Annotated in this window: 12 protein-coding genes; 10 read left to right on the forward strand and 2 right to left on the reverse strand. The window is 69.2% G+C overall.

Annotated elements, in window-relative coordinates; translation table 11 throughout:
* Window positions 1-121 precede the first annotated feature (121 nt).
* From ACFYMP_RS04875 to ACFYMP_RS04920, 10 genes are all read left to right on the forward strand, one after another.
* A complete protein-coding gene (locus ACFYMP_RS04875; RefSeq protein WP_388850532.1) occupies window positions 122-559 on the forward strand; it encodes a hypothetical protein in 438 nt (145 codons plus the stop codon).
* A gap of 225 nt (window positions 560-784) precedes the next feature.
* Window positions 785-1,606 (forward strand): F0F1 ATP synthase subunit A, encoded by an 822-nt coding sequence (gene atpB / locus ACFYMP_RS04880; RefSeq protein ID WP_388850535.1) that lies wholly within the window; start codon window positions 785-787, stop codon window positions 1,604-1,606.
* Between the two features lie 76 nt (window positions 1,607-1,682).
* Entirely contained in the window at window positions 1,683-1,925 is a 243-nt protein-coding gene (locus ACFYMP_RS04885; RefSeq protein ID WP_388850538.1) for a F0F1 ATP synthase subunit C, read from the forward strand.
* A 42-nt stretch (window positions 1,926-1,967) separates the two neighbouring features.
* Complete coding sequence (locus tag ACFYMP_RS04890; protein ID WP_388850541.1) at window positions 1,968-2,513, forward strand: F0F1 ATP synthase subunit B; 546 nt, start codon at window positions 1,968-1,970, stop codon at window positions 2,511-2,513.
* Window positions 2,510-3,325 (forward strand): F0F1 ATP synthase subunit delta, encoded by an 816-nt coding sequence (locus tag ACFYMP_RS04895; RefSeq protein WP_388850544.1) that lies wholly within the window; start codon window positions 2,510-2,512, stop codon window positions 3,323-3,325. Before ACFYMP_RS04890 ends, ACFYMP_RS04895 begins: the two co-directional genes overlap by 4 nt.
* A 149-nt stretch (window positions 3,326-3,474) precedes the next feature.
* Window positions 3,475-5,067: a F0F1 ATP synthase subunit alpha gene (atpA, locus tag ACFYMP_RS04900; RefSeq protein ID WP_388850547.1), complete on the forward strand. Its 1,593-nt coding sequence runs from the start codon at window positions 3,475-3,477 to the stop codon at window positions 5,065-5,067.
* A 20-nt stretch (window positions 5,068-5,087) separates the two neighbouring features.
* Window positions 5,088-6,005 carry a F0F1 ATP synthase subunit gamma gene (locus tag ACFYMP_RS04905; RefSeq protein WP_388850550.1) on the forward strand — a complete coding sequence of 306 codons (918 nt, stop codon included), beginning with the start codon at window positions 5,088-5,090 and terminating at the stop codon, window positions 6,003-6,005.
* Window positions 6,005-7,447, forward strand: coding sequence for a F0F1 ATP synthase subunit beta (gene atpD / locus ACFYMP_RS04910; protein WP_388850553.1), 1,443 nt, complete (start codon window positions 6,005-6,007; stop codon window positions 7,445-7,447). The genes ACFYMP_RS04905 and atpD overlap by 1 nt, the downstream gene beginning before the upstream one ends.
* A gap of 113 nt (window positions 7,448-7,560) precedes the next feature.
* Complete coding sequence (locus tag ACFYMP_RS04915) at window positions 7,561-7,935, forward strand: F0F1 ATP synthase subunit epsilon (protein WP_388850555.1); 375 nt, start codon at window positions 7,561-7,563, stop codon at window positions 7,933-7,935.
* A gap of 146 nt (window positions 7,936-8,081) precedes the next feature.
* A complete protein-coding gene (locus tag ACFYMP_RS04920) occupies window positions 8,082-8,528 on the forward strand; it encodes a DUF2550 domain-containing protein (RefSeq protein WP_363148432.1) in 447 nt (148 codons plus the stop codon).
* A 265-nt stretch (window positions 8,529-8,793) separates the two neighbouring features.
* Here ACFYMP_RS04920 and ACFYMP_RS04925 read toward each other — a convergent pair whose 3' ends face one another.
* Entirely contained in the window at window positions 8,794-10,671 is a 1,878-nt protein-coding gene (locus ACFYMP_RS04925; protein ID WP_388850558.1) for a glycosyl hydrolase family 18 protein, read from the reverse strand.
* Window positions 10,672-10,933: 262 nt separating this feature from the next.
* Window positions 10,934-11,506: a cob(I)yrinic acid a,c-diamide adenosyltransferase gene (locus ACFYMP_RS04930; protein ID WP_388850561.1), complete on the reverse strand. Its 573-nt coding sequence runs from the start codon at window positions 11,504-11,506 to the stop codon at window positions 10,934-10,936.
* Between the last annotated feature and the right edge of the window lie 201 nt (window positions 11,507-11,707).

Genomic DNA, 11,707 nt, shown 5'->3' on the forward strand with positions numbered 1-11,707 from the left:
GCCGAGGGAACAGGGTCGAAGAGCCGTCGCACGACGGCACGTTGGCCGGAGGTCCTCTCTCCGCCCCGGCTCTACGCTCGTCCCCGCAAACCTTGCCCCACCCAGCTGCGGAGCTGCCGCCATGTCCTCCCAAGACACCCGCCTCCTCCTGCGGACCGCTGTCCCCACAGCCGCCGCCGGCGCGATCGCCGCTGTCGTCAGCGCGTTCGTGGCGGGCGGCAAGGGCGCCCTCGGTGCCGGGATCGCCGCCCTCGTGGTGATCCTGTTCATGGGCATCGGACTCGGCGTCCTGCAGTGGGTGGCGAAGGCGTACCCGCAGATCTTCCAGGCCATGGGGCTCGCGCTGTACACCGCGCAACTCCTGCTGCTGTTCGTCTTCGTGGCGGCCTTCAAGAACACGAGCCTGTTCAGTCCCAAGGCGTTCGCGAGCACCATCGTCGCGACCACCCTCGTGTGGATCGCGGCCCAGGCGCTCGCCCACACGAAGGCCAAGATCCTCTACGTGAACCCTGAGGCGACCGACGCCAAGCCGGAGGCGAAGTCGGGGTCCGCCGCATGAGAGGTAGGGCCGGGATAAATGGCGGTTCTCGACACTGCTATTGTCCGGTTCCAACTGCGGCGTTGCGGGCGCGGGCGTCACAACTGATGCCCGCACGACCGCGACCCCGGGCGCCCGAGAGCCGCCCCCACACCCGAACCACCAGTCCAGTGCCGACCAGCGGCTCCGCGCCGCGCCGACACATCGAGGTTGCCGTACCTATGCGCCACGCTGAAGGAGCCCGCGGTGAGTGCTGACCCGACGCAGGTGCTCGCCTTCGAGACCAATTGCCACATCTTCGACGGATGTGGCTTCCCGGCCCCGGGCCTGCACTCGTTCCTGTTCGAGCCGCTGTTCGGTGACGGGGACAGCAATCTGTACTTCAACAAGACGATGCTGCTGGCCCTGCTCGGGTCGGTCATCATCGTCGGCTTCTTCTGGGCCGCCTTCAGCAAGCCGAAGGTCGTTCCGGGCAAGCTCCAGATGGTCGCCGAGGCCGGCTACGACTTCATCCGCCGCGGCGTCGTCTACGAGACGATGGGCAAGAAGGAAGGCGAGAAGTGGGTGCCGCTCGTCGTCTCCCTCTTCTTCTTCGTCTGGATGATGAACCTCTGGTCGATCATTCCGGTCGCCCAGTTCCCGGTCACCTCGGTCATCTCGTACCCGGCCGTGCTGGCCGCGGTCGTCTACGTGACCTGGATCAGCCTCACCTTCAAGCGCCAGGGCTGGACCGGCTTCTGGAAGAACGTGACGGGCTTCGACAAGTCGCTCGGTCCGGTTGCCTACCTGGCCGCGTTCATCGAACTGTTCTCGAACCTGCTGGTGCGGCCGTTCACGCACGCCGTGCGACTGTTCGCCAACATGTTCGCGGGCCACACGCTGATCCTGCTGTTCACGATCGCGAGCTGGTACCTGCTGAACGGCATCGGTATCGCGTACGCCGGGGTCTCGTTCATCATGACCATCGTGATGACCGCCTTCGAGCTGTTCATCCAGGCGCTTCAGGCGTACGTCTTCGTGCTCCTCACCTGCACTTACCTCCAGGGCGCCGTCGCCGAGCATCACTGAGCGCCCGTCCAGCAGATCCCCTGATCGTCCGGTGGCCAACCCCCACCGGCCCTTGTAAAGAGAAGGAAGAACCGGCATGTCCGCTCTCCAGACCCTTGCCGCCGATGGCGTTACCGGCTCCCTCGGTTCCATCGGTTACGGTCTCGCCGCCATTGGCCCCGGCGTCGGCGTCGGCATCATCTTCGGTAACGGCACGCAGGCCCTCGCCCGGCAGCCCGAGGCGGCCGGCCTGATCCGCGCCAACCAGATCCTCGGCTTCGCCTTCTGTGAGGCGCTCGCCCTCATCGGTCTGGTCATGCCGTTCGTCTACGGCCCCTGATCCGACCGTTCGACGAACGCCCACTAGACGGAAGGCACTGAAGTGAGCTCATTGCTGATGCTCGCGGCCGAGGACGCGGAGAACCCCCTCGTCCCGCCGATCCCCGAACTGGTCATCGGCGCCATCGCCTTCGTCATCGTCTTCGGCCTCCTCGCCTGGAAGCTCCTCCCGAACATCAACAAGGTTCTGGACGAGCGCCGCGAGGCCATCGAGGGCGGGATGGAGAAGGCCGAGGCTGCCAAGACCGAAGCCGACAGCGTGCTGGAGCAGTACAAGGCCCAGCTCGCCGAGGCCCGGCACGAGGCGGCCCGGCTGCGCTCGGAGGCCCAGGAGCAGGGTGCCGTGCTCATCCAGGAGATGCGTGCGGAAGGCCAGCGGCAGCGCGAGGAGATCATCGCCGCCGGCCACGCCCAGATCGAGGCCGACCGCAAGGCCGCCGCGCAGTCCCTGCGCCAGGACGTCGGCCGGCTGGCCACCGACCTGGCCGGGAAGCTGGTCGGCGAGTCCCTTGAGGACCACGCGCGGCAGAGCCGCACGATCGACCGCTTCCTCGACGAACTCGACGCGAAGGCAGAGGCTGCGCGATGAACGGAGCGAGCCGCGAGGCACTGTCCGCCGCCGTTGAGCGTCTCGACGCCCTGACGGACTCCGCGTCCGTGGACGCCGTCACGCTCGCCGACGAGCTGGCAGCCGTCACTGCGCTGCTCGACCGCGAGGTGTCCCTGCGTCGGGTCCTCACCGACCCGGCGCAGCCCGCCGAGGCCAAGGCCACCCTGGCCCAGCGCCTCATCGGCGGCCAGGTCAGCGGTGCCACCGCCGATCTGGTGGCCGGAGTCGTGCGCGCCCGCTGGTCGCGTTCGCGCGATCTGGTGGACACCCTGGAGGAGCTGGCCGCCCTGGCCGACCTCACGGCCGCACAGCGGGCCGGTGCGCTGGACGACGTGGAGGACGAACTCTTCCGCTTCGGCCGGATCGCCGCCTCCGACCACGCGCTGCGCGCCGCGCTGACCGACTCGGCCGCCCCGGCCGCCGCCAAGGCGGAGCTGGTGCGGTCCCTGCTGGCCGGCCGCGCGCACAGCACGACGGAGCGCCTGATCGCGCGCCTCGTCTCGCAGCCGCGAGGACGTAGCCTGGAAAGCGGTCTGGAGACCGTGTCCAAGCTGGCCGCGGACCGGCGCAACCGGCTGGTCGCCATCGTGACCTCCGCGGTCGCGCTGACCACGGTGCAGCAGCGGCGGCTCGGCGACGCGCTCGCCAAGCTGTACGGCCGCACGATGCACCTCAACCTGGAGGTGGACCCCGAGGTGGTAGGCGGAGTCCGGGTCCAGGTGGGCGACGAGGTCATCAACGGTTCCGTCGCGGACCGTCTCGACGACGCGAGCCGTCGGATGGCCGGCTGACCCGGCCTGCCCCGCGCGGCACACCGAGCAGAACCAACAGCTAGATCCAACGGCCCGGTTGGGCCGTCCACAGGATGAAGAAGTTCTGGGGGGAGCCCCCAGGAACCCCCAAAGTACTTCGGGCCCAACAAGGAGAGCAGGGAACCCAGATGGCGGAGCTCACGATCCGGCCGGAGGAGATCCGGGACGCGCTGGAGAACTTTGTCCAGTCGTACAAGCCGGACGCGGCCTCGCGCGAGGAGGTCGGAACTGTCACCGTCGCCGGCGACGGCATCGCCCGGGTCGAGGGACTGCCCTCGGCCATGGCGAACGAGCTGCTGAAGTTCGAGGACGGCACCCTTGGTCTCGCCCTCAACCTTGAGGAGCGCGAGATCGGTGCGATCGTCCTCGGCGAGTTCAGCGGCATCGAGGAGGGCCAGCCGGTCACGCGTACCGGTGAGGTCCTGTCGGTCGGCGTGGGCGAGGGCTACCTCGGCCGCGTGGTCGACCCCCTCGGCACCCCGATCGACGGCCTCGGCGACATCGAGACCTCGGGCCGCCGCGCCCTCGAACTGCAGGCCCCCACGGTCATGCAGCGCAAGTCGGTGCACGAGCCCATGGAGACCGGGTACAAGGCCGTCGACGCCATGACCCCGATCGGCCGCGGCCAGCGCCAGCTGATCATCGGCGACCGCCAGACGGGCAAGACCGCCCTGGCCGTCGACACGATCATCAACCAGCGGGACAACTGGCGCAGCGGCGACCCGAAGAAGCAGGTCCGCTGCATCTACGTCGCCATCGGCCAGAAGGGCTCCACCATCGCCTCCGTGCGTGGTGCGCTCGAAGAGGCCGGCGCCCTGGAGTACACGACCATCGTGGCCTCCCCGGCGTCCGACCCGGCCGGCTTCAAGTACCTGGCGCCGTACACCGGTTCCGCCATCGGCCAGCAGTGGATGTACGAGGGCAAGCACGTCCTCATCATCTTCGACGACCTCTCCAAGCAGGCCGACGCCTACCGCGCCGTGTCCCTGCTGCTGCGCCGCCCGCCGGGGCGCGAGGCGTACCCCGGAGACGTCTTCTACCTGCACTCGCGTCTCCTGGAGCGTTGCGCCAAGCTCTCCGACGCGGAGGGCGCCGGCTCCATGACGGGTCTGCCCATCGTGGAGACCAAGGCCAACGACGTCTCGGCGTTCATCCCGACCAACGTCATCTCCATCACCGACGGCCAGTGCTTCCTGGAGTCCGACCTGTTCAACGCCGGCCAGCGGCCCGCGCTGAACGTCGGTATCTCGGTCTCCCGCGTCGGTGGCTCCGCCCAGCACAAGGCGGTGCGCCAGGTCTCCGGCCGGCTGCGCCTGGACCTCGCCCAGTACCGCGAGCTGGAGGCCTTCGCGACCTTCGGCTCCGACCTGGACGCGGCCTCCAAGCAGCAGATCAACCGGGGTTCGCGCCTGGTCGAGCTGCTCAAGCAGGACCAGTACCAGCCGATGGCCACCGAGGATCAGGTCGTCTCCGTCTGGGCCGGCACCACCGGCAAGATGGACGAGGTGCCGGTCTCCGACATCCGTCGCTTCGAGCGCGAGCTGCTGGACTACCTGCACCGCAACGAGCAGGGGCTGATGACCTCCATCAAGGAGGGCGCCAAGATGTCCGAGGACACCCTGACCGCCGTCGGCGACGCCATCGCGGCGTTCAAGAAGCAGTTCGAGACCTCGGACGGCAAGCTGCTCGGCGACGACGCCCCCGCGACCGCTGCCAAGTGACGACCGAAGGGACCTGACTCATGGGAGCCCAGCTCCGGGTCTACAAGCGTCGCATCCGGTCCGTCTCCGCGACCAAGAAGATCACCAAGGCGATGGAGATGATCGCCGCCTCGCGCATCGTCAAGGCGCAGCGCAAGGTGGCGGCCTCCACGCCGTACGCGACCGAGCTGACGCGCGCGGTCACGGCGGTGGCGACCGGGTCGAACACGAAGCATCCGCTGACCACCGAGTCCGAGGCGCCCACCCGGTCCGCGGTCCTGCTCCTCACGAGCGACCGCGGCCTCGCGGGGGCCTTCAACGCCAACGCGATCAAGGCGGCGGAGCAGCTCACCGGGAGGCTGGAGAGCGCGGGACGCGAGGTCGAGACGTACGTCGTCGGCCGCCGCGGCATCGCGCACTACAACTTCCGTGAGCGGCCCCTGGCCGACTCGTGGACCGGCTTCACCGACGAACCCACGTACGGGGACGCCAAGACGGTCGCGGGGCCCCTCATCGAGGCCATCGAGAAGGACACGGCCGAGGGCGGTGTGGACGAGATCCACATCGTCTACACCGAGTTCGTCTCGATGATGACGCAGACGGCGATCGACGACCGCCTGCTGCCGCTCAGCCTCGACGAGGTGGCGAAGGAAGCAGCCCCCCAGGGCGAGATCCTGCCGCTGTTCGACTTCGAGCCGTCGGCGGAGGACGTCCTCGACGCTCTGCTGCCGCGCTACGTCGAGAGCCGTATCTACAACGCGCTGCTCCAGTCGGCCGCTTCCAAGCACGCCGCCACCCGCCGCGCGATGAAGTCGGCGACCGACAACGCCGGAGAGCTGATCAACACGCTCTCCCGGCTTGCCAACGCGGCCCGCCAGGCCGAAATCACCCAGGAAATCAGCGAGATCGTCGGTGGCTCCAGTGCCCTGGCCGACGCGAACGCGGGGAGTGACAAGTAATGACGACCATTGTTGATACGGCCGTCGCGACGGGCCGCGTCGCCCGGGTGATCGGCCCGGTCGTCGACGTGGAGTTCCCCGTCGACGCGATGCCGGAGATCTACAACGCGCTGCACGTCGAAATCGACGACCCGGCCAACGCCGGTGAGCGCAAGACGCTGACCCTGGAGGTCGCCCAGCACCTGGGCGGCGGCCTGGTCCGCGCGATCTCGATGCAGCCCACCGACGGTCTGGTCCGCCAGGCCCCGGTGACCGACACCGGCACCGGCCTCACCGTGCCGGTCGGCGACTTCACCAAGGGCAAGGTGTTCAACACCCTCGGCGAGGTGCTGAACGTCCCCGAGGAGAACGCCAACGTCGGTGAGCGCTGGCCGATCCACCGCAAGGCGCCGAACTTCGACGAGCTCGAGTCGAAGACCGAGATGTTCGAGACCGGCATCAAGGTCATCGACCTGCTGACCCCGTACGTCAAGGGCGGCAAGATCGGTCTGTTCGGTGGTGCCGGGGTCGGCAAGACCGTGCTGATCCAGGAAATGATCTACCGCGTCGCCAACAACCACGACGGTGTGTCGGTGTTCGCGGGCGTCGGTGAGCGTACCCGTGAGGGCAACGACCTCATCGAGGAGATGTCCGACTCGGGCGTCATCGACAAGACCGCGCTGGTCTTCGGCCAGATGGACGAGCCGCCGGGGACGCGTCTGCGCGTCGCGCTGGCCGGCCTGACCATGGCCGAGTACTTCCGCGACGTCCAGAAGCAGGACGTGCTGTTCTTCATCGACAACATCTTCCGCTTCACCCAGGCCGGTTCCGAGGTCTCCACGCTGCTGGGCCGTATGCCCTCCGCGGTGGGTTACCAGCCGAACCTGGCGGACGAGATGGGTCTGCTCCAGGAGCGCATCACCTCGACGCGTGGCCACTCGATCACCTCGATGCAGGCGATCTACGTCCCCGCGGACGACCTGACCGACCCGGCGCCGGCGACCACCTTCGCCCACCTCGACGCGACGACGGTTCTCTCCCGTCCGATCTCCGAGAAGGGCATCTACCCCGCGGTGGACCCGCTGGACTCCACGTCCCGCATCCTGGACCCCCGGTACATCACGCAGGAGCACTACGACACCGCGATGCGGGTCAAGACGATCCTGCAGAAGTACAAGGACCTCCAGGACATCATCGCCATCCTCGGTATGGACGAGCTGGGCGAGGAGGACAAGCTCGTGGTGTGGCGCGCGCGCCGCGTCGAGCGCTTCCTGTCGCAGAACACCCACGTCGCCAAGCAGTTCACCGGCGTCGACGGTTCGGACGTGTCCCTCGACGAGTCGATCACGGCCTTCAACGCGATCTGCGACGGCGAGTACGACCACTTCCCCGAGCAGGCGTTCTTCCTGTGCGGTGGCATTGAGGACCTCAAGGCCAACGCCAAGGAGCTGGGCGTCTCCTGAGCCTCGTGCTCCAGGCCGGAGGGCGGGCCGCGTGCCCGCCCTCCGTGCCCGCCCCCTAGAATCTTTTCCCAACACCCGGCCACGCGGCCGGGTGGTGACCCGAGGAGCACCCCTTGGCTGCTGAGCTGCATGTCGAGCTGGTCGCCGCGGACCGCAGTATCTGGTCCGGCGAGGCCACTCTGGTCGTCGCCCGCACCACCTCCGGCGACATCGGCGTGATGCCCGGACACCAGCCGCTGCTCGGTGTGCTGGAGTCGGGCCCGGTGACCATTCGCACCACCGACGGTTCCACGGTGGTCGCGGCCGTGCACGGCGGCTTCCTGTCCTTCGCGGACGACAAGCTGTCGCTGCTGGCCGAGATCGCGGAGCTGTCCGAGGAGATCGATGTCCAGCGCGCCGAGCGTGCGCTGGAGCGCGCCAAGGCGGAGACGGACGCCTCCGCCGAACGGCGTGCGGACGTCCGGCTGCGGGCGGCGGCGGGACGCTGACCGTACGAGGCGACGTAACCTAGTGCCTCAGCACTAGAACCTCAGCCGCGGCCGGGACTGGAGACCTCCAGACCGGGCCGCGGCTGAGGCCATGCGGGTGCAGTAGAGGCAAGTCCGTCACAGATGAGGCGAGGAGGTCGGTACCGATGTTCCTCACTCTGCTGGTGTGCGGGCTGGTCGTGGTGCTCGTATTGGCGGGGCTCTTCGTCTTCGGCCTGCGCCGCAGGCTCATCCAGCGTTCCGGCGGCACCTTCGACTGTTCCCTGCGGTGGAACGCCCCCGAGCGCGGCGAGACCTCCGGCAAGGGCTGGATCTACGGGGTGGCCCGCTACAACGGCGACCGGCTCGCGTGGTTCCGCGTCTTCTCGTACTCCCCGCGCCCGCGCCGGCTGCTGGAGCGCTCCGCGATCGAGGTGACCGACCGGCGTACCCCCGACGGCGAGGAGGAGCTGGCCCTGCTCTCCGACGCCGTCGTCCTCGGGTGTCTGCACCACGGGGTCCGGCTGGAACTGGCCATGAGCGAGGACGCCCTGACCGGCTTCCTCGCCTGGCTGGAGGCGGCCCCGCCCGGCCAGCGCGTCAACGTCGCCTGAGACGAGGGGCGCGCGCCGGCCGCGGGTCCTCCCGGACGGAGTGCGGGGGAGGGTCAACACGGCCCGAGGGCGCCTACCCCGGGCGCGTACGTACGGATCGCCCCCCGGCCCCACGGACGATCCTCGCAGGACGCGACCTCCGGTACGGGGCACATCCGGGGCGGCGGACAGCGAGAAGCCGGGGAGACAGGGGGCGTACCCGTCTCCCCGGCTTCGTTCCGGGGGGTGGTGTCCCCGGGCCGGTCGGCCGGCCCGGGAGCGGGGGTTACTTCAGTCCGTCGCTGATCGCCGTGACGAGTTCGCCGTTGCTGGTGTCACCACTGAACTCCCAGAAGAAGGCGCCGCCGAGACCCTGGGACTTCGCCCAGCTCATCTTGGAGGCGATGGTCGCCGGGGTGTCGTAGCTCCACCAGTTGGTGCCGCAGTGCGCGTAGGCGGTGCCGGCCACGGTGCCGGTGACCGGGCAGGCCGTCTTGAGCACCTTGTAGTCCTCGATACCGGCCTCGTACTTGCCGGGGGCGGCGCCGGTCGCGGTGCCGCCGGGAGCGTCCTGCGTGACGCCGGTCCAGCCGCGGCCGTAGAAGCCGATGCCGAGCAGCAGCTTGCTCGCGGGCACGCCCTGGGCCTTGAGCCTGGCGATCGCGTCGGCCGAGGTGAACCCGGCCTTCGGGATGCCGTTGTACGAGGTGAGCGGGGAGTGCGGGGCGGTCGGGCCCTTCGCGTCCCAGGCGCCGAAGAAGTCGTACGTCATGACGTTGTACCAGTCCAGGGACTGGGAGGCGCCCGCGTAGTCGGCGGCGTCGATCTTGCCGCCGGGGGTACCGTCGGCGGTGATCGCGGCCGTCACGAGGTAGTCCTTGCCGAAGGCCGAACGCAGGGCCGTCGCCAGGTTCTTGAGGGCGGCCGGACCGCTCGTGTCACAGGTCAGCCCACAGGCGTTGGGGTACTCCCAGTCGATGTCGATGCCGTCGAAGACATCGGCCCAGCGCGGGTCCTCCACGAGCGCCTTGCAGGACTGGGCGAAGGCCGCCGGGTTCTTGGCCGCCTCGGTGAAACCGCCGGACCAAGTCCAGCCGCCGAAGGACCACAGCACCTTGATGTTCGGGTTCTTCGCCTTGAGCTTGCGCAGCTGGTTGAAGTTGCCGCGCAGCGGCTGGTCCCAGGTGTCCGCGACGCCGTCCACGGACTGGTCCGCGGTGTACGCCTTGTCGGTGGCCGCGTAGGCGTCACCCATCACGCACTTTCCGCCGGTCGTGTTGCCGAAGGAGTAGTTGATGTGCGTGATCTTCGAGGCGGAGCCGGAGCTCGCGATGTTCTTGACGTGGTAGTTGCGGTCGTAGACACCCCACTCGGCGAAGTAGCCGAGCTTGACCTTGCCGCCGCCGGTGCCCGGGGTGCCCGGGTCGGTGCCGCCGCCACCGGTGGTGCGGACCTTGACCGCGCCGCTGACCGGTCCGGTCTGGTCGGCGGTGTCACGGGCCTGCACGGTGTACGAGTAGTCCGTACCGGCGCTCAGCGCGTTGTCGGTGTACGAGGTGGTGGTGACGGTCGCGACCTTGGCGCCGTCGCGCAGCACGTCGTAGTTCTTGACGCCCTTGTCGTCGGTGGCCGCGCTCCAGCTCAGCTTCGCCGAGGTGTTGGTGACCGCGGAGGCCGTGGGGGTGCCCGGGGCGCTCGGCGGGTTGTCGCCGGGCACCGAAGTACCGTCACAGGAGGAGCCGTTGAGCTTACAGCCGGCCGGGGAGCCGGTGCCGGTTCCGTTGAAGCCGAAGGACACCGAGGCGCCGGGGGCGAGACTGCCGGCCCAGCTCTTGTTCTTGGCGCTCCAGTGGTCACCGGAGTTGGTGACGTCCGCGTCCCACGCGGAGGTCACCTTGGTGCCGGAGGGGAAGTCCCACTCCAGGGTCCAGCCGGCCAGGGCGGTGGTGCCGGTGTTCTTGACCGTCCACTTCCCCTCGAAGCCGGAGCCCCAGTCCTGGGTCTTGGTGTAGCTCGCGCTCGCCGTCGTGGCCTCGGCGGCCGCCCCGGCGGGGGAGGAGCCGAGACCGACGAGGGCGGCGAAGGGAAGGATCAGGGTGGTGAACCCTGCCAGGGCTCTGAGACGCAGACGTCTACCGCGTCCGCCGGGGGTTCCTGAGCTCAAGGCGCACTCCAAGGCTTGAGTACCGATGGTGGGGTGGAACCCTGCGCGCCCGTGAACACGCCCTGTTCGCAGAGGCTTTGCGGCCCCGGCTGTTGACGTGCTCACCGCAGATGGCTGTGAGAGTAGAAAGGTCTGGACCATCGGTCAAGAGGTCTGGACCAAAAGAGGGGGAGTGCGGGGGCCGCGCTCGCGGGCAGGGGTGGGCGAGGACAGGGGAGGCCGGCGGGGTGCCGCCCCCGCCGGCCTCCCGGGTGTGCCTGGCTCAGCGCTCCCCGCCCGGCACCCACAGGACGTCGCCGATCTCCTTGTTCGCCACGCGGGCCAGGATGAACAGCAGGTCGGAGAGGCGGTTGAGATAGGTCGCGGTGAGCGCGTTCATCGTCTCGCCGTGCACCTCGATCGCCGCCCAGGTCGAGCGCTCGGCGCGGCGCACCACCGTGCACGCCTGGTGCAGGAGGGCGGCGCCCGGTGTGCCACCCGGCAGGATGAAGCTGCGCAGCTTCTCCAGGTCCTCCAGGAAACGGTCGCAGTCCGCCTCCAGCTTGTCGACGTACGCCTGCTCGACCCGCAGCGGCGGGTACTTCGGCTCCGCGACGACCGGGGTGGACAGGTCGGCGCCCACGTCGAACAGGTCGTTCTGGACGCGGGTCAGCACCGCGGCCACCCCGGCGGGCAGGGAGCCGAGCGCGAGGGCCGTGCCGATCGCGGCGTTCGCCTCGTTGGCGTCCGCGTACGCGGCGATCCGCAGATCCGTCTTGGCGGTCCTGCTCATGTCGCCGAGCGCCGTCGTGCCCTGGTCGCCGGTCCGGGTGTAGATACGCGTCAGATTGACCATGCGCACCACAGTAGGGGCAGGGCCCGGACGGCGCCCCGTCGGCGGCAGTGGTGTGATGTCCGTCAAAGGCGACGTGACGCGCATCTCTTCACCGCCAAACAGGGCCCGGCGGGCGCTAATCTCCGCCGGGGAGCCGGTGGCTAAACCGGCGTCACCGGCGAGCGCGGACAAGGCACACGGGGTGTACGAGGCCCCGGGCCG

It is taken from the genome of Streptomyces sp. NPDC007088, from assembly GCF_042869355.1.
Classification (GTDB): Bacteria; Actinomycetota; Actinomycetes; order Streptomycetales; family Streptomycetaceae; genus Streptomyces.

Coding starts and splice junctions, on each gene's coding strand:
- ACFYMP_RS04875 (WP_388850532.1), top strand. CDS start 122: ATGTCCTCCCAAGACACCCGCCTCCTCCTGCGGACCGCTGTCCCCACA.
- ACFYMP_RS04885 (WP_388850538.1), top strand. CDS start 1,683: ATGTCCGCTCTCCAGACCCTTGCCGCCGATGGCGTTACCGGCTCCCTC.
- ACFYMP_RS04895 (WP_388850544.1), top strand. CDS start 2,510: ATGAACGGAGCGAGCCGCGAGGCACTGTCCGCCGCCGTTGAGCGTCTC.
- atpA (WP_388850547.1), top strand. CDS start 3,475: ATGGCGGAGCTCACGATCCGGCCGGAGGAGATCCGGGACGCGCTGGAG.
- ACFYMP_RS04905 (WP_388850550.1), top strand. CDS start 5,088: ATGGGAGCCCAGCTCCGGGTCTACAAGCGTCGCATCCGGTCCGTCTCC.
- atpD (WP_388850553.1), top strand. CDS start 6,005: ATGACGACCATTGTTGATACGGCCGTCGCGACGGGCCGCGTCGCCCGG.
- ACFYMP_RS04920 (WP_363148432.1), top strand. CDS start 8,082: ATGTTCCTCACTCTGCTGGTGTGCGGGCTGGTCGTGGTGCTCGTATTG.
- ACFYMP_RS04930 (WP_388850561.1), bottom strand. CDS start 11,506: ATGGTCAATCTGACGCGTATCTACACCCGGACCGGCGACCAGGGCACG.